Raw genomic sequence first — 19,914 nt, 5'->3', positions numbered from 1 at the left:
GGTCCGGCGGTGCAAGTATGGGGGGTCGATCGGAGTACCCCACCGTGAAGAAGCAGCCGGAGCGGCCGGTCCTGATCACCGACGCGGCCCGCAGCCAGGACGAGCAGTTCCACAGCCGGCAGATCCGCTACGGCGTCATGATGGGCCTGCGCGTCTTCTGCCTGATCGTCGGCGCGATCCTGGCCAGCGTGCGACCGCCGCTGCTGGGCCTGTGGCTGATCCTGTGCGCGATCGGCGTGGTCGTGCTGCCGTGGATGGCCGTGCTCATCGCCAACGACCGGCCGGCGCGGAGCAAGGCCGAGCGGGCCGCCGACGCCGCCGCCCGGCAGAAGGCGCAGCCGTCGCTGGCCCAGCATTCCGTCGAAGAGGTGGAATACCTGACCATCGACTCCGAGGTGGTCGAGGGCGATCGCTGGGTGGCTCCCGAGCGGGATCGCGAGCGTTAGTTCCCGCGCGGCCGGGCGCCGATCTGGGCGACCGCTTCCGCTCCGAGCGCGGCGCCGGCCGCGAGCGCTTCCTCCGGCCCGAGGCCGGAACACCAGGCGGCGAGCAGGCCGGCGGCGAAGGCGTCACCCGCACCGGTCGGATCCTTCACCGGTACGCGCGAGGCCGTCCCGTGCCACCGACGGCCGTCCGAGCCGGCCCAGACGGATCCGGCCGCACCTCGCTTGACCACGGCGTTCCGCACGTGCGCGGTCAGCCGCCCCGCCTGCTCGGCCGCCTCGCCCGGACCGGCCAGCACGGCCGCCTCGTCCGCGTTGCACAGCAGCAGGTCGGCGCCGCGTACCCAGGCCAGGAAAGCGGTCGCACCCACCGACCGCAACGGCGCCGCCGAGGCCGCGTCGACGCTCGTCGTGAGTCCCCGCTCGGAAGCGGCCGCCAGAGCCGCGAGACCGGCCGGCCGGGAGCCCTCGTGCAGCAACGGATAGCCGGAAAGATGCAGGTGGGTGGCGTCCGCCCGGCGCAGCGCGGCGACCACGTCGGCCGGGTCGAGCAGCAACGACGCGCCCCGGTCGGTGACCATCGTGCGCTCCTCGGGGCCGGCCAGCACCACCACGCTTCCGGTCACCGCCCCGGCGTGCGCCCGCACCGCGCAGTGCACGCCGGCCGCGCTCAGCTCGGCCACCCGTTCCCGGCCGGCCGGGTCGTCGCCGACGGCGGCCACCAGCGTCACCCGGCGGCCGGCCCGGGCCAGCCAGGCCGCCGTGTTGGCGGCCTGGCCGCCGCCGCGCACGGTGATCGCGGCGGCGGTGTCCGAGCCGATCTGGATCGGGCCGTCGTGCGCCACCAGCACGTCGGTGACCAGGTCCCCGACGACGACAACCCCGCCGTCCGTCACGCCTTCGGCCCCGCCTCCCGTCACGCCGCGGAGAAGCCCAGCGGCGCGGGCGTCGAGGTGCTCGCCACCGCGATCCGCGCGGCCAGCGCGGCGTTGCGCAGGATGATCCGCACGTTCACCGCCAGGCTCTGCCCCTCGGTGCTCTCGTGGAAGTGCGAGAGCAGGAACGGGGTGACCGCCTTGCCGGTGATGTGATCGCGGGCCAGCAGCTCCAGGCCCTCGGCGAGGGTGCGGTCGTGCAGCGCCGGGTCGAGCTGCTCGTCGGTGGGCAGCGGGTTGGCCAGGATCAGCGCGCCCGCCCCGACGGCCTGGTCGGCCCGGGCCCGGATCACGTCGGCCACCTGCTCGGGCGAGTCGAGCTCCCAGTCGATGTCGAAGCCGCCGTCGGTGATGAAGAAGCCCGGAAAACGCTTGGTGCGGTAGCCGGCCACCGCGACGCCGAGCGTCTCGAGGCGCTCGAGCGTGGCCCCGACGTCGAGGATCGACTTGACTCCGGCGCAGACCACCACGATCGGCGTCCGGGCCAGCGTCACCAGGTCGGCCGACTCGTCGAAGGTCACGCTCGCCTCGCGGTGCACGCCGCCGAGCCCGCCGGTGGCGAAGACGCCGATCTCGGCCGCCGCCGCGACCGCGCTGGTCGCCGCGACCGTGGTGGCGCCGTCCGCCCGGCGGGCCGCCGCCACCGCCAGGTCGCGCACGCTGAGCTTGGCCACTCCCTCGGCCAGCGCCAGGTGCTCGACCTGGGCGTCGTCGAGCCCGACCACCAGCTCGCCGCCGATCATGCCGATCGTGGCCGGCACCGCGCCGTTGTCGCGGACGGTCTGCTCGATCTCGCGCGCCACCCGCAGGTTGTCCGGGTGCGGCAGACCATGCGAGATGATCGTGCTCTCCAGCGCGACCACCGGTCGGCCGTCCCGGCGCGCACGGGTCACGTGCTCGCCGTATCGAATCGCGAAGTCAGTCACGAGAGCTACCGTACGGTGCCAGGCCGTTCGGCCGACGTTGGACCGCTCCGGCGTGAGGTGTCAGACTTGCTGGCTGGAGCTTCGAACTCCCGCCGCGCTGGGGGCGCCGGCGGTTTGACTCGAATCATGAAGGGCAGATTGTCGTGAGCACCCAGATTCTGGAGCGGCCGGAAACCAAGGACGCCGACACCGGTCCGGAGATGTTCCATTACGTCCGCAAAGAGAAGATTGCGGAGAGCGCGGTCATGGGGACCTTCGTCGTGGCGCTCTGCGGCGAGAAGTTCCCGGTGACCAAGACGCCGAAGCCGGGCTCGCCCGTGTGCCCGCAGTGCAAGGAGATCTACGAGGCGATGGCCCACTGAGTGGCTATGGCCTGCTCGTCGGCGATCTGATCGGCGTCGCGGTCTTCGCCGCCTCGGGGGCGTCGGCCGCGATCGCCAAGCGACTCGACCTGTTCGGCGTCGCGTTCGTCGGCTTCGTGGCCGCGCTGGGCGGGGGCATCCTGCGCGACCTGGTGATCGGCGCGGTGCCTCCGCTGGCGTTCGCCGACTGGCGCTACCCGGTGACCGCCGTGCTGGCGTCGATGGCCGTGTTCCGGCTGCATCCTCAGCTCTCCCGGCTGCGCCGGACGGTGCTGCTGCTGGACGCGGCCGGCCTCGGCCTGTTCACTGTCACCGGCACGCTCAAGGCCCTGGACGCGAACGTCCCGCCGGTCGGCGCGTGCCTCATCGGCATGCTCACCGCGATCGGCGGCGGCCTCGCCCGCGACCTGCTGACCGCCGAGATCCCGGTCGTGCTCCAGCGTGACATCTACGCGGTGGCGGCGCTCGGCGGCGCGATTCTCGTCACTGTTCTGTACGCCTGGGGACTGGCCGGTCCGATCCCGACGGTGGTCGCGGCCGTGCTCATCACCGGTGTGCGGCTCCTCGCTCTCTATCGGCGCTGGTCCGCGCCGATCGCCGTGCCGTGAGCCGCCAATAGCTATGCTGGCGTTTCTTGTCCGGAACCGAAGGGATGTTCGTGAGCCCGCCTCTGCCGGATCTGGAGAGCTTCCCGCCGCTGCGGGCCTGGCAACGAAAAGCGCTGGTGGAGTACCTGCGGCGGCGCTCCGAGGACTTCATGGCGGTGGCGACGCCGGGCGCCGGCAAGACCACCTTCGCGCTGCGGATCGCGGCCGAGCTGCTGAACGACGGCACCGTCGAGGCGGTCACCGTGGTCTGCCCGACCGAGCACCTCAAGACCCAGTGGGCGCAGGCGGCGGCCCGGGTCGGCATCCAGCTCGACCACGCCTTCCGCAACTCCGACGTGCACTCGTCGCGTGACTTCCACGGCGCGGTTCTGACCTATGCCCAGGTCGGCATGGCCCCGGCCCTGCACCGGCGGCGGACGATGACCCGCAGCACGTTCGTCATCCTCGACGAGATCCACCACGCCGGTGACTCGCGCACCTGGGGCGACGGCGTCAAGTCCGCCTTCGAGGAGGCCACCCGGCGGCTGATGCTCACCGGCACCCCGTTCCGCTCGGACGAGAACCCGATCCCCTTCGTGCTCTACGAGCGCGGCGAGGACGGCCTCCAGCGGTCGAAGGCGGACTCCATCTACGGCTACGCGGACGCGCTTCGCGACCGGGTCGTGCGGCCCGTGCTGTTCATGGCGTACTCGGGCGAGACCCGCTGGCGCACCAACGCCGGCGACGAGCTCGCGGCCCGGCTCGGCGAGCCGATGACCAAGGACCTGGTCGCGCAGGCCTGGCGCACCGCCCTCGACCACCGCGGCGACTGGATGCCCCAGGTGCTGCGGGCCGCCGACGCCCGGCTGACCAAGCTGCGCGAGCACGGCATGCCCGACGCCGGTGGGCTGATCATCGCCAGTGACCAGCAGACCGCCCGGGCGTACGCGAAACTGATCCACGAGCTGACCGGCGAGCCGGCCGTGGTCGTGCTCTCCGACGACGAGGGCGCCTCCGGCCGCATCGCGTCGTTCGCCGCCTCCGAGCAGCGCTGGCTGGTCGCCGTGCGGATGGTCTCCGAGGGCGTCGACATCCCGCGGCTGGCCGTCGGCGTCTACGCGACGAGCGCCTCCACCCCGCTCTACTTCGCCCAGGCGATCGGCCGCTTCGTGCGGGCCCGGCGCGAGGGCGAGACCGCCACCGTCTTCCTGCCCAGCGTGCCGCACCTGCTCGGGCTGGCCGCCGAGATGGAGGCGCAGCGCGACCACATCCTCGGCGCGCCCAAGCAGAAGGACGGTCTCGACGACGACCTGCTCGAGCGGGCCCAGCGCGAGGAGGACGCCTCCGGCGACCTGGAGAAGCAGTTCGAGGCGCTCTCCGCCACGGCCGAGCTCGACCAGGTCATCTACGACGGCACGTCGTTCGGCACCGGGGCGATGACCGGCAGCGCCGAGGAGGCCGAATACCTCGGCCTGCCCGGCCTGCTCACCCCCGACCAGGTATCGATGCTGCTCACCAAGCGCCAGGCCGACCAGATCGCCGCCCAGAAGCGGCAGAAGGTGGCCGAGCCGGTGCCGGCCCAGCGCGACCCGGCGCCGGCGCCGATGAGCGCGGGGGAGCGGCGCAACAGCCTGCGCCGCCAGCTCAACACCCTGGTGGCGGCCCATCACCACCGCACCAACCTGCCGCACGGCAAGATCCACGCCGAGCTGCGCCGCCTCTGCGGCGGCCCGCCCAGTGCCCAGGCCACGATCGAGCAGCTCGAGGAGCGGATCGCGACCATCCAGACGATGTGAGCCCCGCCGCCGCCCGACCGCCCGAGGGCCGGCCGTTGCGGAGCCGCGATTCCGGCGGGGCCACCGGTGATGTTAAGTGCACTTGACGTCAAGAGGACTTAACACAATGATGGACGCATGACGACTTCGGTGCTCGACCGCGTGGTGCGGTGGAATCTCGACCTCGACGGTGACCTCTACGGCGACGAGCGGGAGCGCTACCGGTGGTACGAGGGGATTGCCACCGCCGCCTCGCTTCAGTGGGTGCTGGTGCCCTGGGCCGCGGCGATCATGGTGTGGCCGCTGGGCCGGCCGGCGGTCGTGCCGCTCGCCGTGGTCCTGGCCGTCCTGCTCGGCCCGATGGTGCTCTGCACGGTCTACGTGCAGCGCCGGCGGGTCGACACCACGCCGCGCTCCTGGCACGCCAAGCGGGTGCTGCTGACGGTGCTGGGCACCGCGCCGTTCGTGGTGTTCCTGATCGGCGCCCTCTACGCCTACGAGCCCGAGGGCGACGCCTGGAAGGGCGCGATGGTCGGGGGCGTCCTCGGCGGGGTCGGCGGCGCCGTGGCCAAGACCGTCGAGGGGCGGCGCCGCCGTCGCCGGGAGGCGCTGGCCGAGGACGAGGACTGATGGCCCCGCCGTCGGGCCCGGTCCGCGCGGCGGAGGCCGACGGGGCGGCCGGCGCACGCATCCGGTTAGCGCGCAAGGAGGCCGGCCTCACCCAGCAGGGGCTGTCGGCGACGGTCCAGGTGAGCCGGCAGACCATCATCGCGATGGAGACCGGGGACTACGCCCCGTCGGTGTACCTGGCCATCAAGATCGCCCGAGCCCTCGGGGTGACCGTCGAGAAGTTGTGGGGATCGCCGACGTGAAAAGGGACGCCCCCACACCAGGGCGTCCCTTTCGTTACGTTCGGTACCGGGGGATCTAGTTGGAGTTAGACATCATGTCCGCGCCACGCCAGGTGAACTCCGGGTCGGCCGCGTACTGAACCGCGATCTTCACCAGGTCCTCGGCGTACCGGTTGGCGTGGTGTCCGCAGAACACCAGCTCACCGCCACCAGCCAGGGTCAAACGGAGCTTTCCGGCTGCATTGCAGCGGTCGCACCGTTCATCGGCTGCGGTGCCGGCCACACTACCCGCCGGCGGCGTGAGAGTCGGGGTCATCGCCTTCCTCCTCTGTTCGAACCGATGAACATGTTCCTCGGCTACTGCTCACATCGTGCAACACCCTGCACCGTTGCAGCCTTCCCACTGTGCCCCGGAGGGACCCGAGTCACACGTGTTGGGGCTAGTGTGCCGTGGTCCAAGGGTGCCACGTCAACGATCACTTCTGCACAACGGTCTGATCACCACCCGTTGATGTACGGGTGGTGACCAAACAGACACGTTGTGTTGACCAAACGATCTAGTCGAGATAGTCCCGGAGAACCTGCGACCGGGACGGGTGACGCAGCTTCGACATCGTCTTCGACTCGATCTGCCGGATGCGCTCGCGGGTGACCCCGTAGACCTGGCCGATCTCGTCCAGCGTGCGCGGCTGGCCGTCGGTCAGGCCGAAGCGCAGCCGGACCACGCCGGCCTCCCGCTCGGAGAGGGTCTGGAGCACCTGCTGGAGCTGGTCCTGCAGGAGCGAGAACGAGACCGCGTCGACCGCGACGACCGCCTCGGAGTCCTCGATGAAGTCACCCAGCTGGCTGTCGCCCTCGTCGCCGATCGTCTGGTCGAGCGAGATCGGCTCCCGGGCGTACTGCTGGATCTCCAGCACCTTCTCCGGGGTGATGTCCATCTCCTTGGCCAGCTCCTCCGGGGTGGGCTCGCGGCCCAGGTCCTGGAGCAGCTCGCGCTGGATGCGGCCGAGCTTGTTGATCACCTCGACCATGTGCACCGGGATGCGGATGGTGCGGGCCTGGTCGGCCATCGCGCGGGTGATCGCCTGGCGGATCCACCAGGTCGCGTACGTGGAGAACTTGTAGCCCTTGGTGTAGTCGAACTTCTCCACCGCGCGGATCAGACCCAGGTTGCCCTCCTGGATCAGGTCCAGGAACGCCATGCCGCGGCCGGTGTAGCGCTTGGCCAGCGAGACCACGAGCCGCAGGTTCGCCTCGAGCAGGTGGTTCTTGGCGCGCTCGCCGTCGCGGCCGATCCAGCGCAGGTCGCGCTCCATCGTCCGCTCGAGCTTCTCCTCGCCCTCCTCGCAGGCGCGCAGGCGCTCGGCCGCGTAGAGCCCGGCCTCGATGCGCTTGGCCAGCTCGACCTCCTGCTCGGCGTTCAGCAGGGGGACCTTGCCGATCTGCTTGAGGTAGGCCCGGACGGAGTCGGCCGAGGCGGTCAGCTCGGCGTCGCGACGGGCCTGCTTGAGGGCCTCGGACTCCTCGTCGTCCCACTCGAAGTCGCCGTCGGTGGCCGAGCTCGCCGCGTCGGTGGCGGCGGCCTCGACCATGGCGGCCGGCTCCTCGACCACCACGTCCTCGATCTCGGCGGCCAGCTCCTCGGGGTCGATCTCCTCGGCGTCCTCGGGGCCCTCCTCGCCGGCGGCCTTGGCGGGCGACGCCTTCTTGGCGGGAACGGCGCCCTTGACCGGAGCGGCCTTCTTCGCCGCGACCGCCTTCTTGGCCGGGGCGGCCTTGTCGTCGGCCGGGCTCTCGGCGGCCGGCGCCACGGCGGCGGCCTGCTTCGGGGGTGCGGCCTTCTTGGAGGCCGGGGCGGCCTTGGCGGTCGTGGCCTTCGAGGCCGGGGTCGCGGCCCGCGCGGCGGCGACCTTGCGGCGGGTGCTGGCCGAGCCGTCGACGACGACCGTGATGCCGGCGTCGACGAGTCCGCGAAGAATCTTCTTGGCCTGGGGAGGACTCACCTCGGCGGACTCGAGCGTGCGAGCAACCTCCGCCGACGTGAGCTGCCCGCCGGCGCCCTGCGCATGGGCGATCAGGGCCTCGGTGAGGGAACGAACGTCGGCACCGTTCTGGTGGGCTTCTGTCACGAATGACCTTCCGAAGGCGATGAGGTTGTGAGGCGACAGCGCACGGCGAAGAGGCTGGCCGGTGTTGGTGTGGGGACCCCCGGGACGCTCTCTTGCGTTCGCGAAGCGGTGGGTAGGCGTGAATTGTAGCGCCGTCCAGCGAGATCCTCCCGCCGCAGCACGCCGCAGGGGGTCGCCGACCTCGCCGGGAAGGCGTGGCGGGAGAATGGTAACGGCGGAAAGGGCAGACAAGTGAGTGAGTTTCGGGCGGCCGGGGAGCTGCTGGCGATCGCGTTGCCGGTGGCCCGCGAGGCGGCGGCGACGGCGCGGCGGATGCGGGCCGAGGCGATCACCGACGTCGAGACCAAGAGCACGCTCACCGACGTGGTGACGGCCGCGGACCGGGCGGTGGAGCGGCAGGTCGTGGAGGCGCTGCGGTCCGTGCGGCCGGAGGACGGCGTGCTGGGCGAGGAGTACGGCGAGTCGGCCCCCACGCCCGGGGCGGTGCGCTGGATCCTCGACCCCATCGACGGCACGGTGAACTACCTGTACGGGATTCCGGCGTACGCGGTCTCGCTGGCGGCCGAGGTGGACGGCGTGGTGCTCGCCGGCGTGGTGATCAACGCGGCCACCGGCGACGAGTGGACGGCGACCCGCGGCGGCGGCGCGTGGCGGGCCGGCCGGCGGCTGCGCTGCTCCGGCCGCACCGACCTGTCCCAGTCACTGGTCGGCACCGGTTTCGGCTATGACGCCAAGCGCCGCGAGCACCAGGGCGCCGTGCTGGCCCAGTTGATCACCCGGGTGCGTGACATCCGGCGGATCGGCGCGGCGGCGCTCGACCTGTGCTCGGTCGGCGAGGGCGTGCTCGACGCGTACTACGAGAAGGGTCTCAATCCCTGGGACCACGCGGCCGGCGGTCTGGTCGCCACCGAGGCCGGCGCGGTCGTCGGCGGCCTCGAGGGCGCCGCGCCCGGGCTCGGCATGGTCGTGGCCGCCCCGCCGGCGCTCTTCGGCCCCCTGCACGACGCCCTGGTCGAGCTGGACGCCGGCGGCGGCGCCTAGGAGTCCTCGTCCTTCTTCTTGACCGGCTTGACGCAGGCGCCCGGCGGCAGCGTCGGCTCGCCCACCTCGACCAGCGACTGGTTGACCTCGGTGGTGGTGGCCAGCTGACGGAACTCGTTGCCGATCACGATGTCGATGACCGCGCCCTTGCGCTTGGCGCTGTACTCCATCTTCGACTGGGCCAGGAAGTACGCCCGGAGCAGCTGGGCCCGGCCGACCGCGTCCGGCCCGAACCGGATCTCGGCGACGCCCTTGTACTTGGTCTTGCTCTCGGCCGGCTTCTGGACGGTGAAGCGGCGGTTCTTGAACTCGTTGGTCACGCTCTCGGCCAGCCCGGCCCTGTCGGTGCCGTTGAGCACCTTGATCGTGACCTCGGCCGGATCGTCGGGGAGGGTCACGTCGGCCAGGGGCGCGCCCGCCGGGCAGTCCTGACCGTTCGTCACGCCGCCCTGGGAGTCCTTGACGAGGGCGGTGATGACGAAGACCACCGCGGCCACGGCAAGCACGCCGACGACGACGAGCGCTCGGACGCGGGCAAAGCTCATGGGGCTGGCTCCAGATCGGGTGTGCCCGGGTGGCGGGCGGGACCTGTCGAGAGGTTAGCGTCTACGCGCCAGGCATGCGGAAACAGGGAATCCTTCCGGCGCGCCGACGATGATCCAGAGCCTGGTGCCCCTACTTTGATGTCGCCTCGGTCACATCGGGAACAATGGGCCGCCTGTACGCGTACAACGATGCCGCGACGACGGTAAGGTTCCGCGCTCGCCGGGGCAGTTTCTTCCGGTACGCAAGAGTGTCAGAAATCGTCCGGCGGAAGCGGGAACCGAAACCTCGTCACCGGCGTTACTAACGCCAAGTGACTCATCGATACAGGAGAGTGAAATCCGATGGCCACCGACTACGACGCCCCGCGTCGCGATGAGGTCGACCTCGGCGAGGACAGCCTCGAGGAGCTCAAGGCCCGTCGCGCCGACTCGCAGTCGGGCTCAGTGGACGTCGACGAGGTCGAGGTGGCGGAGAGCTTCGAGCTTCCCGGCGCCGACCTGGCCGACGAGGAGCTGACCGTCAAGGTGCTGCCCATGCAGTCCGACGAGTTCCGCTGTGCCCGATGCTTCCTGGTTCACCACCGCAGCCAGCTGGCCGTGGAGCGGAACGGGGAGCTGATCTGCCGCGAGTGCGCCTGACGGCGGCTCGCGCGCAGCGCGCCACCACCCGGCCGTGGGCAGGCGGTCGGGCGTGCGGGCGTTCCCTGGTTTGGACCGGGGACACGATCGGGCATCTGGGAGAACAGATGCCACGCACGACGGGAGGACCTTCATGAGCCACCCTTCGCCGGATGTCTCGCCGGGCGCGGAGACGGGCGCGGAGACGGGCGCCGCCACGCCCGCCGCTGACGCCGACCCGGGCAAGGACGCCGACCCGGGCAAGGACGTCGACGCCGACCTGGGCAAGACCGTCGCGGCGCTGACCGCCGACGATCTCGAGCCGGCGAACCGGCGCGAGCTGCTCGGCCGGCTCGTCGGCGACATCCGCCGGCGCGGGCTGGGTCAGCTGTTCCGGCCCAAGGCCGCGCTGCGCTGGATGGCCGACGTGGTCACCGACGTGGCGCCGCACGTACCGGTCCGCGACCGGGCGACCCTGCAGCGCCACTTCCCGGGCCTGGACGACGACGACCTGGCCGAGCGCCTGATCCGCAACGCCGCGCGGGCGACCGCGGGGATCGGCGCGGTCGGCGGCGGCGTGGCCGCCGTCGAGTGGGTCGCCACGCCCACGCTGCTCTCCGCGCCGGTGCTGCTGGCCGCCGAGACGGTCGCGGTCGTGGCGATCGAGCTGAAGCTGCTGGGCGAGCTGCACGAGGCCTACGGCCGGCCGCTGGAGGGCGCCGCCGGCGAGCGCGCGCTCGTGCTGCTGCAGTCCTGGTCGCAGCAGCGCGGCATCAACCCGCTGCTGCCCGGGGTCGGCGTGGCCACCGTGCTCGGCACGGCCGCCCGCCGTGACCTGCAGCGAAGCCTGCTGCGCCGCTTCGGCCGGAGCCTGAGCACGCTGGGCCCGCTGCTCACCGGGGCGGCGGTCGCCGGCTACCTGAACCGCCGGGCCACCCGCATGCTCGGCGACCACGTCCGCAAGGACCTCAAGAAGAACCGTCCCGCTTTGCCGCCAGCAGAGCGGTAGCCAGCTCGACCGGCCGCCGGGTCGAGACCACCCAGAACGGCGTCGGGTCGGCCGGGTCGTCGAGCAGCACCTGCACCGCCGGGCCGATCCAGGGCCGCTGGATGACGAAGGCGAGCGGGTGGGCGCCGACGCCGAGGGCCTCGCGCTTGCCGGCCGCGTCGAGCGCGACCACGTCGGAGATCACCGCGAGCGGCAGGCGCGCGTCGTCCACCAGCAGCTCGTCGGCGGTGACGGTCACCCGGATGCGGCCGAACCAGATCAGCCCGGCCACGGTGAGCGGCACCAGAACCGCGAACGGGATCCAGGCCGGCATGCGGTCGAAGCCGAGCAGCACCTCGAACCCGACGATCAGCACGACGGCCAGCGCGGCCGGCCACGCCCACGGCGAAAGCCCGAGCCGCTCGGTGTAGACGGCGGGTGCGGTGCTGCGCGCGGGCGACTGCGGTGTCACCCTGGAAGGGTACGGCGCGCCTCCGGGGCCGGGCACGGCAGGATGGCAGGGTGAGTGCGCCCCCTGGAGAAGGAACTCAGCCTTGACCGAAGTAGTGATCCCCGTTCGCCGGCTGGACCCCGACCTGCCGCTGCCGGGCTACGCCCATCCCGGTGACGCCGGCGCCGACCTGGTCGCCGCCGAGGAGGCCGAGCTTGCACCGGGCGGTCGCCGGGCGGTGCGCACCGGCATCGCGGTGGCGATCCCGGAGGGCTACGTCGGCCTCGTCCACCCGCGCTCGGGGCTGGCCGCCCGGCTGGGTGTGACCGTGCTCAACGCGCCCGGTACGGTCGACGCCGGCTACCGCGGCGAAGTTCTGGTCATTCTGGTCAACCACGACCGGGAGAAGACCGTCAAGATCTCTCGTGGCGACCGCATCGCCCAGCTGGTGGTCCAGCGGGTCGAGCGGGCCGTGTTCCACGTGGTCGACACCCTCGACGACACCGCGCGCGGTGCCGGCGGCACCGGGTCGACCGGTGGGCATCAGTCCTTGATCACGGAAGGTGGCAGTGATGTTCTCCCGTAAGCGCGGCGGCCCGAAGCATGTGCGTGCGACCGACGCGCCGCCGTCCGCGGCGCTGGCGCAGAGCCTCGCGGCCGACGACGAACCGGTGGCGCCCGAGCGCGGCCCCTGGGACCAGCGGTGGGCGCCCGAGGGCGTGCAGCGGCTCGACCTCGGCAGCCTGCTGATCCCCGCGATCGAGGGCGTCGAGGTACGCGTCCAGGCCAACCCGGACGGCGCGGTCGAGCAGATCGTGCTCGTCGACGGCGACAGCGCGCTCCAGCTCGGCGTCTTCGCGGCGCCGCGGTCGGAGGGCATCTGGGACGAGGTCCGGGCCGAGATCGCCGCGGCGATGAAGGCCGACGGCGTGGCGCCGCGCGAGGTGCCGGGGCCGTACGGCGTCGAGCTCACCGCCCGGGTGAACACCCCCGAGGGCCCGGCCGACGTCCGGTTCGTCGGCGTCGACGGGCCGCGCTGGATGGTGCGGGCGCTCTACCAGGGCGCGGCGGCCGCCGACCGGGGTCGCGAGGGCGCGCTCGGCGAGGTGCTGTCCGGCCTCGTGGTGATCCGCGACCAGGAGGCCCGGCCGGTCCGTGAGGCGCTTCCGCTGCGCCTGCCCAAGGAGATGACCGAGCAGGCCGCGGCCGCTCAGCAGGAGCAGGGCGCGAACGGCCGGCAGGCGTGATTCACGGGCCCCGGCGGCGTACCGTGGATGCACGAATCCCCGTCGGGGCGGCCGTTCCTCGGAACGTGCGAGCAGGGAGAGGGTCATGACGACCGACGAGCGCACGAGCCTGCGCAAGTTCTTCGATCGGTTGACCGCGTCCGACTCCGAGCTGGATGCGGAGCAGCTGCAGCGGGAGAGCGCCAAGTGCGGCGCGATGCCGGCCGGCCAGTGCACGCGGGGGCAGGTCGTCTCCGTGTCGGGCCGGTTGCGCACGGTGGCGTACACTCCTCGCACCAACCTGCCGACGCTGGAGGCCGACCTCTACGACGGCAGCGACGTGGTCACGCTCGTCTTCCTGGGTCGCCGGTCGATCGCCGGCATCGAGCCGGGGCGGCAGCTCACCGCGCGCGGCCGCATCGCCGTCCGGGACGACCGCAAGGTGATCTACAACCCGTACTACGAGCTGGAGGCGCCCCGGTGACACCCGGCAGCGAGCCGCGTCACGCCGCGCACGAAACCGTGGAGGAACGGCTCGCCGAGGAGGTCGTCGAGGAGCTTGAGCTCCACGAGGTTCCCTCCGACGAGGAGGAGCCTCTCCCGTCGATGAGCGAGCAGATCGCCGAGCAGCTGGGCGGCGTGCGCGGGCTCATCGAGTCGAGCCTGCCCGTCCTCGTGTTCGTGCTGCTCAACGTCGTCCTCGGGGACGCGGTGGTCGGTCTCGACAAGCAGACGGCGCTCTACTGGGCGCTGGCCGGCTCGGTGACCTCGGCCGTCGGCATCGGCGTCTACCGCCTGATCCGCAAGGAGCCGGTCCGGCACGCGGTCAACGGCCTGTTCGGCATCGCCATCGGCGCGTTCCTGGCCTGGCGCACCGGCGAGGCGAAGAACTTCTACCTGCCCGGCATCCTGCTGACCTTCGGTCAGGCCGCGGTGCTGCTGCTCTCGGTGGTGGTGCGCAAGCCCATCATCGGGTACGCGTGGGGGATCATGGCGAACAAGGGCCACCAGGACTGGTTCGGCAACGCCCGCCTGTTCCGCACGTTCCAGTGGCTGACCCTGGTCTGGGTCGTCTCGCTCAGCATCCGGGCCGGCATCCAGTACTACCTGTGGGCCCTCGGCGAGGCGAACGCGCTCGGCATCGTCCGCATCCTGATCAGCTGGCCGATCTACGCCGCCACGTTCGCCTTCACCGCGTGGGCCATCCATCGTGTGACCAGCACACAGAAGGCTGCACCGGCCTAGGCCGCGGTCAACTCGGCTTAAGCGCCCATCTCCCGGCCCTCGCTGCCCAGCACGACGGCCCGGATCTGGTCCTCGACCTCGGTGGTGCAGACGAAGATCAGCTCGTCGCCGGCCTCGAGCGGGTCGTCCGCGGTCGGCACCACGACACGCTTGCCGCGCAGGATCGCCACGAGGGCCGCGTCGCGGGGCAGCGGCACACTGCGGACGGGCTTCCCCTCGTACGGTGCATGCCGGGGAAGGGTGATCTCGACCAGGTTGGCCTCGCCCTGGCGGAAGGTCATCAGGCGTACCAGATCGCCGACCGTGACCGCCTCCTCGACCAGCGCCGCCATCAAGCGCGGCTTGCTGACCGCCACGTCGACGCCCCACTGCTCGGTGAAGAGCCACTCGTTCTCGGCCCGGTTGACCCGGGCCACCACCCGCGGCACCGCGAACTCGGTCTTGGCCAGCAGCGAGACCACCAGATTGGCCTTGTCGTCACCGGTGGCGGCCACCACCACGTCGCACCCGGCCACGTCCGCCTCCTCGAGGCTGGACAGCTCGCACGCGTCGGCGAGCACCCACTCGGCCTCCGGCACCCGCTCCGGGCGCAGCTGGCGGGGCTGCCGCTCGATCAGCATGACCCGGTGGCCGTTGCCGATCAGCTCCTGCGCGATCGACCGGCCCACGTTGCCGGCCCCGGCGATGGCGATCCGCATGGTCAGTGCCCTTCCCTCTGCGAGCCCGAGGCGAGGTCGAGCACGGTGCCGACGGTGTCGTCGGTGACCAGCATGAAGACCTGGTCGCCGTCCTGGATGACGGTGGACGCGGTGCCCAGCGTGCCCATCCCGAAGCGCATCAGGTAGGCCACCCGGGCGCCGGTGACCTCCTCCAGCGCCTTGAGCGTGCGGCCGACCCAGTCGCGGTGCAGCGGCACCTCGACGATCGAGACCACGCTGGTCGGGTCGCGGAAGACCTCGACCGTGCCCTCGGGCACCAGGTGCCGGACCATGCGGTCGGCGGCCCAGCGGATGGTGGCCACCGTGGGGATCCCCAGCCGCTCGTAGACCTGGGCCCGGCGGGCGTCGTAGATGCGGGCCACGACCCGGGAGACGCCGAACGTCTCGCGCGCGAGCCGGGCCGAGATGATGTTGGAGTTGTCGCCGCTGGAGACCGCCGCGAACGCGTCGGCCCGCTCGATGCCGGCCGAGCGGAGCACGTCCCGGTCGAAGCCGATGCCGGTCACCGTGATGCCGCCGAAGTCGGCGCCGAGCCGCCGGAAGGCGTCCGAGTTCTGATCGATCACCGCGACCGAATGGCCCCGGGTCTCGAGGTTCTGGGCGAGCGTGGAGCCGAGCCGGCCACACCCCATGATCACCACGTGCACGCGTCGCGCCCTCCCGGATCAATGCTCACATGTGTGAGCGTGCCATGTGCCCGCGACGGGCGGCGGCCGGGGCGGGGTACGCGGCCCGGCGTGCGGCCGTACCCTTGGCACTCGTGGCCAGTACGACCTCCCTCGCCAAGCGGCTGCTGCTGGGCAGACCGTTCCGCTCCGACAAGCTGCAGCACACGCTGCTGCCCAAGCGGATCGCGCTGCCCGTCTTCGCCAGCGACGCGCTGTCGAGCGTGGCGTACGCGCCCGACGAGATCCTCCTGACGCTCTCGATCGCGGGCGCCGGCGCCTTCGTGATCTCGCCCTGGATCACCCTGGCCGTGGCCATCGTGATGATCACGGTGGTCGCCAGCTACCGGCAGAACGTGCACGCGTACCCCTCGGGCGGCGGCGACTACGAGGTGGCCACGGTCAACCTCGGTCCGCGGGCCGGCCTCGGCGTCGCCAGCGCGCTGCTGGTCGACTACATCCTGACGGTCGCGGTGTCGACCGCCTCGGGCGTGAACAACCTGGGCTCGGTGGTGCCCTTCGTGGCCGACCACAAGGTGCCCATCGCGGTCGGCGCCATCGCCATCCTGACGGCGCTGAACCTGCGGGGCCTGCGCGAGTCGGGGACGGCCTTCGCGATTCCGACGTACGCCTTCATCATCGTCATCGTCGGCATGATCCTCACCGGCCTGTTCCGCGTCTTCGTCCTCGGCCAGGACCTGCGCGCGCCGAGCGCCGATCTGGTGATCACCGCCGAGCACAGCAACCTGACCAGCTTCGCGTTTGCGTACCTGCTGCTGCGCACCTTCTCCTCCGGCTGCGCGGCGCTGACCGGCGTCGAGGCCATCTCCAACGGCGTGCCCGCGTTCAAGCCGCCCAAGAGCAAGAACGCGGCGACCACGCTGATGCTGCTCGGCGCCATCGCGATCATCATGCTGGTCGGCATCATCGTGCTCTCCCGCCTGACCCACCTGCAGTACGTCGAGGACCCGACCACGCAGATCGTCTCCGGGCCGCCCAACTACGACCAGAAGACGGTCACCGCCCAGCTCGGCGAGACGGTCTTCGGGCACGGCTTCCTGCTGTACGTGGTCGGCGCGGTCACCGCCCTGATCCTGTTCCTGGCCGCGAACACCGCCTTCAACGGCTTCCCGGTGCTCGGCTCGATCCTGGCCCAGGACCGGTACCTGCCGCGCCAGCTGCACACCCGCGGCGACCGGCTGGCCTTCTCCAACGGCATCATCTTCCTGGCGATCGCGGCGATCGTGCTGGTGGTGGCGTTCCAGGCCGAGGTGACCCGGCTCATCCAGCTCTACATCGTGGGCGTGTTCGTGTCGTTCACGCTGTCGCAGGGCGGCATGATCCGGCACTGGAACCGGCTGCTGCGCACCCAGCGAGATCCGGCCCGGCGGGCCAAGATGATCCGCTCGCGGGCCATCAACGCGTTCGGCATGGGTCTCACCGGCGCCGTGCTGATCGTCGTGCTGGTCACCAAGTTCCTGCTCGGGGCCTGGATCGCGATCGCCGCGATGCTCGTCATCTACGTCACCATGCTCGGCATCCACAAGCACTACACCCGGGTCGCGCAGGAGCTGCAGCCCACCGACGAGCGGCCGGTGCTGCCCAGCCGGAACCACGCGGTCGTGCTGGTCAGCAAGGTGCACATGCCGACGCTGCGCGCGGTGGCCTACGCCCAGGCGACCCGGCCCGACACGCTCACCGCGCTCACCGTCAACGTCGACGACAAGGACACCCGGGCGATCCAGGACGAGTGGGAGCGCCGGCAGATACCGGTCCCGCTCACGGTGGTCGACTCGCCGTACCGGGAGATCTCCCGCCCGATCATCGACTTCGTCAAGGGCATCCGGCGCGGCTCACCGCGCGACGTGGTCACCGTCTTCGTGCCCGAGTACGTGGTGGGCCGCTGGTGGGAGAACCTGCTGCACAACCAGAGCGCCCTGCGCATCAAGGGCCGGCTGCTGTTCGAGCCGGGCGTGATGGTGACCAGCGTGCCCTGGCAGCTGCGCTCCAGCCAGGACCGCGACCTCGAGCGCTTCGACCGCACGCTGAGCCGGGGCCCGTCGCGGGGCCCGCGGACGCATCCCACCTCAGGCGAGACCACGAACGAGGAAGCGCGCACATGACCGACCCCAGCGTGGACCTGGTCGAAGGGGATCGGGTGGAGCTGGAGGTGGGCGCGCCCGCCCACGGTGGCCATTGCGTGGCCCGGCTCGACAACCGCGTGTTCTTCGTCCGCCATGCCCTGCCGGGTGAGCGGGTGATCGCCGAGATCACCGAGCGGCATCGGAGCTATCTGCGGGCCGATGCGGTCGAGGTCCTGGAGGCCTCGCCGGATCGCGTGCAACCCCCTTGTCCCTACGCGCATCCCGGTGCTTGCGGTGGCTGCGACCTTCAGCACGCCTCCGGCGATGCCCAGCTGCGGTGGAAGGGCGCGGTGGTCCGCGAGCAGCTCGGGCGCCTGGCCGGCCTGGGCGATTTCCCGGTACGCGTGGAAGCCCTCCCCGGCGGCCTGCTGGGCTGGCGGAGCCGGGTCCGCTACGCCGTCGACGCGGCCGGCCGGGCCGGCCTGCTCCAGCACCGTTCCCATCAGGTGGTGCCGATCGACCGCTGCCTGATCGCGCACCCCGCCATCCAGGGGTTGGACCTGCTCGAGCGGTCCTGGCCGGACGACGACGCGGTCGAGGCGGTCGCCTCCGCCGGCGGTGACGTCGCCGTGCAGACCCGCCCGTCCGGCGGCGGCACCCTTCCGTTCGACGACCTCCTCGATGCGCCGGTCGCCACCCGTGGACCGTCGGCCGGGCCGGCGGAGGTCGTGGAGAAGGCGGTGGGCCGGCGCTGGTCGCTGCCGCCCGAGAGCTTCTGGCAGATCCACCCGGCCGCCGCCGACACGCTGGCCGGCGCCGTGCTCGACCTGCTCGCCCCGGCGCCGGGCGAGGTCTCCTGGGACCTCTACGGCGGCGCCGGCCTCTTCGCCGCGGCCGTGACCGAGCGGACCGGCGCCCGCACCACGCTGGTCGAGTCGTCCCCGCTGGGGTGCGCCGCGGCCCGGGCCAACCTCACCGACCTGCCCACGGTCGAGGTCGTGGAGGCCCGGGTCGAGCCCGCCCTGCACCGCCGCCGGGTCACCGGGCCGGTCGACCTGGTGGTGCTGGACCCGCCGCGCGCCGGCGCCGGCGCCCGGGTCGTGAAGGCAATCGCCGCGGCCCGGCCGCGTGCGGTGGCCTACGTGGCCTGCGACCCGGCCGCCCTGGCCCGCGACGTGGCCACCTTCCGGGCGGCCGGCTGGCGGCTGGCCGGGCTGCGCGCCTTCGACTGCTTCCCGATGACCCAGCACGTGGAGTGCGTCGCGCTGCTGGAACCCTAGTTCGCGCGCTCGGCGGCCTCGATGACGTTGCGGAAGAGCATGGCGACGGTGGTGGGGCCCACGCCGCCCACCCTAGGAGTGATGGCGCCGGCCACCTCGGCGCACGACTCGTCCACGTCGGGCAGCAGGCGGCGGCCCTCGTAGCGGACGCCGGCGCCGATGACGACGGCGCCGGGCTTCACGTGCTCGGGGCGGATGATGCCGGGGACGCCGGCCGCCGCGACCAGGATGTCGGCCCGCTGGGTGTAGCGGGGCCAGTCGGCCACGCCGGTGTGCACGACGGTGACGGCGGCGTTGGCGGTGGGGCGCTTCTGGGCCAGCAGCATCGCCAGCGGGCGGCCGAGCGTGGCGCCGCGGCCGAGGATGACGACCTCGCGGCCGGCGACCGGGATCTCGTAGTGGGCGAGCAGCGCCTCGATGCCGGCGGGGGTGCACGGGAGCGGGCCGGGCATGCCCAGCGCCAGGCGGCCCATGTTGAGCGGGTGCATGCCGTCGACGTCCTTGTCGGGGTCGAGGGTCAGCAGGGCGGCGTCGTAGTCGAGGTGGGCGGGGATCGGGTACTGGATGAGCACGCCGTGCACGGCCTTGTCGGCGTTGAACTCGGCGATCACCCGGAGCAGCTCGTCCTGGGTGGTGGCGGCCGGCAGGTGGCGGTGCGGCGAGTCGAAGCCGAGGTCGGCGGCCTGGCGCTGCTTGATGCGGATGTAGCCGGCGCTCGCGTCGTCGTCGCCGACCAGGATCGTGGCCAGGCTCGGCGTGATGCCCCGCTCGCGGAGGCGGGCCGCGCGGGCGGTGACGTCGGCGAGCACGGCCTCGGCGACGGGAGCGCCGGGCAGCAGGCGGGCGGTCGAAGGCATGAATATCTCCTCGGCACGGGAACCCAGGCGGTCGACTCCCGTGGCCGGCTCCCCGATGGTTGACCCATCCCTTGCCGCCAGTTGCGCAGGCGTTCAAGGATGCCATACCGACCGGGCTGTGAGGGAACTCACCGTTCGCGGCAATGTGCAGGTTGTGTGTAGGACCAGGCTCTGACCGTTCGCGCGG

The 19,914-nt window shown here is 72.0% G+C and carries 24 protein-coding genes and 1 riboswitch; of the genes, 15 read left to right on the top strand and 9 right to left on the bottom strand.

Features of this window, described 5'->3' with window-relative positions:
• The first annotated feature begins 17 nt into the window (after nucleotides 1-17).
• The gene (locus ACQP2F_RS38950) at nucleotides 18-446 is read left to right on the top strand and encodes a DUF3099 domain-containing protein (RefSeq protein ID WP_433296655.1); all 429 of its coding nucleotides are present in this window, start codon (nucleotides 18-20) and stop codon (nucleotides 444-446) included.
• Here the strand turns inward: ACQP2F_RS38950 and ACQP2F_RS38945 are convergent.
• Both ACQP2F_RS38945 and ACQP2F_RS38940 read right to left on the bottom strand, forming a co-directional pair.
• The gene (locus ACQP2F_RS38945; RefSeq protein WP_433296653.1) at nucleotides 443-1,339 is read right to left on the bottom strand and encodes a carbohydrate kinase family protein; all 897 of its coding nucleotides are present in this window, start codon (nucleotides 1,337-1,339) and stop codon (nucleotides 443-445) included. The genes ACQP2F_RS38950 and ACQP2F_RS38945 overlap by 4 nt on opposite strands.
• A gap of 20 nt (nucleotides 1,340-1,359) precedes the next feature.
• Nucleotides 1,360-2,304, bottom strand: a complete 945-nt coding sequence (locus tag ACQP2F_RS38940; protein ID WP_433296650.1) for a pseudouridine-5'-phosphate glycosidase — start codon at nucleotides 2,302-2,304, stop codon at nucleotides 1,360-1,362.
• A 137-nt stretch (nucleotides 2,305-2,441) separates the two neighbouring features.
• Here ACQP2F_RS38940 and ACQP2F_RS38935 point away from each other — a divergent pair, with 137 nt between their 5' ends.
• The 5 genes from ACQP2F_RS38935 (at nucleotide 2,442) to ACQP2F_RS38915 (ending at nucleotide 5,900) form a co-directional block, all read left to right on the top strand.
• Nucleotides 2,442-2,666, top strand: a complete 225-nt coding sequence (locus ACQP2F_RS38935) for a DUF3039 domain-containing protein (protein ID WP_433307765.1) — start codon at nucleotides 2,442-2,444, stop codon at nucleotides 2,664-2,666.
• Nucleotides 2,633-3,274 (top strand): trimeric intracellular cation channel family protein, encoded by a 642-nt coding sequence (locus ACQP2F_RS38930; RefSeq protein ID WP_433307763.1) that lies wholly within the window; start codon nucleotides 2,633-2,635, stop codon nucleotides 3,272-3,274. Before ACQP2F_RS38935 ends, ACQP2F_RS38930 begins: the two co-directional genes overlap by 34 nt.
• Nucleotides 3,275-3,318: 44 nt before the next feature.
• Nucleotides 3,319-5,049, top strand: a complete 1,731-nt coding sequence (locus ACQP2F_RS38925; protein ID WP_433307761.1) for a DEAD/DEAH box helicase — start codon at nucleotides 3,319-3,321, stop codon at nucleotides 5,047-5,049.
• A 117-nt stretch (nucleotides 5,050-5,166) separates the two neighbouring features.
• Nucleotides 5,167-5,658, top strand: coding sequence for a hypothetical protein (locus ACQP2F_RS38920; protein WP_433296648.1), 492 nt, complete (start codon nucleotides 5,167-5,169; stop codon nucleotides 5,656-5,658).
• A complete protein-coding gene (locus ACQP2F_RS38915; protein WP_433296646.1) occupies nucleotides 5,658-5,900 on the top strand; it encodes a helix-turn-helix transcriptional regulator in 243 nt (80 codons plus the stop codon). The genes ACQP2F_RS38920 and ACQP2F_RS38915 overlap by 1 nt, the downstream gene beginning before the upstream one ends.
• 55 nt (nucleotides 5,901-5,955) lie before the next feature.
• On the opposite strand, the gene ACQP2F_RS38910 is transcribed toward ACQP2F_RS38915, so the two are convergent.
• Together ACQP2F_RS38910 and ACQP2F_RS38905 are read right to left on the bottom strand one after the other, a co-directional pair.
• Nucleotides 5,956-6,195 (bottom strand): DUF7455 domain-containing protein, encoded by a 240-nt coding sequence (locus ACQP2F_RS38910; RefSeq protein WP_026205883.1) that lies wholly within the window; start codon nucleotides 6,193-6,195, stop codon nucleotides 5,956-5,958.
• A gap of 241 nt (nucleotides 6,196-6,436) precedes the next feature.
• Nucleotides 6,437-8,008, bottom strand: coding sequence for an RNA polymerase sigma factor (locus ACQP2F_RS38905; RefSeq protein ID WP_433296644.1), 1,572 nt, complete (start codon nucleotides 8,006-8,008; stop codon nucleotides 6,437-6,439).
• Between the two features lie 231 nt (nucleotides 8,009-8,239).
• Between ACQP2F_RS38905 and ACQP2F_RS38900 the strand changes: the two genes are divergently transcribed.
• Complete coding sequence (locus ACQP2F_RS38900) at nucleotides 8,240-9,049, top strand: inositol monophosphatase family protein (RefSeq protein WP_433296641.1); 810 nt, start codon at nucleotides 8,240-8,242, stop codon at nucleotides 9,047-9,049.
• Here ACQP2F_RS38900 and ACQP2F_RS38895 read toward each other — a convergent pair.
• Nucleotides 9,046-9,594, bottom strand: coding sequence for a LytR C-terminal domain-containing protein (locus ACQP2F_RS38895; protein ID WP_433296638.1), 549 nt, complete (start codon nucleotides 9,592-9,594; stop codon nucleotides 9,046-9,048). The two genes, ACQP2F_RS38900 and ACQP2F_RS38895, sit on opposite strands and share 4 nt — an antisense overlap.
• A 342-nt stretch (nucleotides 9,595-9,936) precedes the next feature.
• Between ACQP2F_RS38895 and ACQP2F_RS38890 the strand changes: the two genes are divergently transcribed.
• Nucleotides 9,937-10,233, top strand: coding sequence for a DUF4193 domain-containing protein (locus ACQP2F_RS38890; RefSeq protein ID WP_433296636.1), 297 nt, complete (start codon nucleotides 9,937-9,939; stop codon nucleotides 10,231-10,233).
• Between the two features lie 133 nt (nucleotides 10,234-10,366).
• Nucleotides 10,367-11,221 (top strand): hypothetical protein, encoded by an 855-nt coding sequence (locus tag ACQP2F_RS38885; protein WP_433296634.1) that lies wholly within the window; start codon nucleotides 10,367-10,369, stop codon nucleotides 11,219-11,221.
• Here ACQP2F_RS38885 and ACQP2F_RS38880 read toward each other — a convergent pair.
• The gene (locus ACQP2F_RS38880) at nucleotides 11,181-11,672 is read right to left on the bottom strand and encodes a DUF3093 domain-containing protein (RefSeq protein WP_433296632.1); all 492 of its coding nucleotides are present in this window, start codon (nucleotides 11,670-11,672) and stop codon (nucleotides 11,181-11,183) included. The two genes, ACQP2F_RS38885 and ACQP2F_RS38880, sit on opposite strands and share 41 nt — an antisense overlap.
• A gap of 82 nt (nucleotides 11,673-11,754) precedes the next feature.
• Between ACQP2F_RS38880 and dut the strand changes: the two genes are divergently transcribed.
• From dut to ACQP2F_RS38860, 4 genes are all read left to right on the top strand, one after another.
• Nucleotides 11,755-12,237 (top strand): dUTP diphosphatase, encoded by a 483-nt coding sequence (gene dut / locus ACQP2F_RS38875; RefSeq protein WP_433296629.1) that lies wholly within the window; start codon nucleotides 11,755-11,757, stop codon nucleotides 12,235-12,237.
• Nucleotides 12,224-12,898, top strand: a complete 675-nt coding sequence (locus ACQP2F_RS38870) for a DUF3710 domain-containing protein (protein ID WP_433296627.1) — start codon at nucleotides 12,224-12,226, stop codon at nucleotides 12,896-12,898. Before dut ends, ACQP2F_RS38870 begins: the two co-directional genes overlap by 14 nt.
• Nucleotides 12,899-12,983: 85 nt before the next feature.
• Complete coding sequence (locus ACQP2F_RS38865) at nucleotides 12,984-13,361, top strand: OB-fold nucleic acid binding domain-containing protein (protein ID WP_433296625.1); 378 nt, start codon at nucleotides 12,984-12,986, stop codon at nucleotides 13,359-13,361.
• Complete coding sequence (locus ACQP2F_RS38860) at nucleotides 13,358-14,122, top strand: DUF3159 domain-containing protein (protein ID WP_433296623.1); 765 nt, start codon at nucleotides 13,358-13,360, stop codon at nucleotides 14,120-14,122. Before ACQP2F_RS38865 ends, ACQP2F_RS38860 begins: the two co-directional genes overlap by 4 nt.
• Nucleotides 14,123-14,139: 17 nt before the next feature.
• Here the strand turns inward: ACQP2F_RS38860 and ACQP2F_RS38855 are convergent, their stop codons facing one another.
• A complete protein-coding gene (locus tag ACQP2F_RS38855; protein WP_433307759.1) occupies nucleotides 14,140-14,826 on the bottom strand; it encodes a potassium channel family protein in 687 nt (228 codons plus the stop codon).
• A complete protein-coding gene (locus ACQP2F_RS38850; protein ID WP_433296620.1) occupies nucleotides 14,823-15,488 on the bottom strand; it encodes a potassium channel family protein in 666 nt (221 codons plus the stop codon). Before ACQP2F_RS38850 ends, ACQP2F_RS38855 begins: the two co-directional genes overlap by 4 nt.
• Nucleotides 15,489-15,601: 113 nt before the next feature.
• Here ACQP2F_RS38850 and ACQP2F_RS38845 point away from each other — a divergent pair, with 113 nt between their 5' ends.
• Complete coding sequence (locus ACQP2F_RS38845) at nucleotides 15,602-17,629, top strand: APC family permease (protein ID WP_433296618.1); 2,028 nt, start codon at nucleotides 15,602-15,604, stop codon at nucleotides 17,627-17,629.
• Nucleotides 17,626-18,870 carry a class I SAM-dependent RNA methyltransferase gene (locus ACQP2F_RS38840; protein ID WP_433296615.1) on the top strand — a complete coding sequence of 415 codons (1,245 nt, stop codon included), beginning with the start codon at nucleotides 17,626-17,628 and terminating at the stop codon, nucleotides 18,868-18,870. The genes ACQP2F_RS38845 and ACQP2F_RS38840 overlap by 4 nt, the downstream gene beginning before the upstream one ends.
• Here ACQP2F_RS38840 and ACQP2F_RS38835 read toward each other — a convergent pair.
• The gene (locus ACQP2F_RS38835; RefSeq protein ID WP_433296613.1) at nucleotides 18,867-19,727 is read right to left on the bottom strand and encodes a bifunctional 5,10-methylenetetrahydrofolate dehydrogenase/5,10-methenyltetrahydrofolate cyclohydrolase; all 861 of its coding nucleotides are present in this window, start codon (nucleotides 19,725-19,727) and stop codon (nucleotides 18,867-18,869) included. The genes ACQP2F_RS38840 and ACQP2F_RS38835 overlap by 4 nt on opposite strands.
• Nucleotides 19,728-19,741: 14 nt before the next feature.
• Nucleotides 19,742-19,822, bottom strand: a riboswitch (ZMP/ZTP riboswitch).
• Between the last annotated feature and the right edge of the window lie 92 nt (nucleotides 19,823-19,914).

It is taken from the genome of Actinoplanes sp. CA-030573, assembly GCF_050951115.1.
GTDB lineage: Bacteria > Actinomycetota > Actinomycetes > Mycobacteriales > Micromonosporaceae > Actinoplanes.
This window is presented reverse-complemented; position numbering and strand designations above follow the sequence as displayed.

Bases quoted from the DNA above. Each gene is read 5' to 3' on its own strand.
- ACQP2F_RS38910 (WP_026205883.1), bottom strand. From the start codon at position 6,195: ATGACCCCGACTCTCACGCCGCCGGCGGGTAGTGTGGCCGGCACCGCA.
- ACQP2F_RS38895 (WP_433296638.1), bottom strand. From the start codon at position 9,594: ATGAGCTTTGCCCGCGTCCGAGCGCTCGTCGTCGTCGGCGTGCTTGCC.
- ACQP2F_RS38835 (WP_433296613.1), bottom strand. From the start codon at position 19,727: ATGCCTTCGACCGCCCGCCTGCTGCCCGGCGCTCCCGTCGCCGAGGCC.
- ACQP2F_RS38885 (WP_433296634.1), top strand. From the start codon at position 10,367: ATGAGCCACCCTTCGCCGGATGTCTCGCCGGGCGCGGAGACGGGCGCG.
- ACQP2F_RS38840 (WP_433296615.1), top strand. From the start codon at position 17,626: ATGACCGACCCCAGCGTGGACCTGGTCGAAGGGGATCGGGTGGAGCTG.
- ACQP2F_RS38870 (WP_433296627.1), top strand. From the start codon at position 12,224: ATGTTCTCCCGTAAGCGCGGCGGCCCGAAGCATGTGCGTGCGACCGAC.
- ACQP2F_RS38890 (WP_433296636.1), top strand. From the start codon at position 9,937: ATGGCCACCGACTACGACGCCCCGCGTCGCGATGAGGTCGACCTCGGC.
- ACQP2F_RS38915 (WP_433296646.1), top strand. From the start codon at position 5,658: ATGGCCCCGCCGTCGGGCCCGGTCCGCGCGGCGGAGGCCGACGGGGCG.
- ACQP2F_RS38925 (WP_433307761.1), top strand. From the start codon at position 3,319: ATGTTCGTGAGCCCGCCTCTGCCGGATCTGGAGAGCTTCCCGCCGCTG.
- ACQP2F_RS38950 (WP_433296655.1), top strand. From the start codon at position 18: ATGGGGGGTCGATCGGAGTACCCCACCGTGAAGAAGCAGCCGGAGCGG.
- ACQP2F_RS38865 (WP_433296625.1), top strand. From the start codon at position 12,984: ATGACGACCGACGAGCGCACGAGCCTGCGCAAGTTCTTCGATCGGTTG.
- ACQP2F_RS38920 (WP_433296648.1), top strand. From the start codon at position 5,167: ATGACGACTTCGGTGCTCGACCGCGTGGTGCGGTGGAATCTCGACCTC.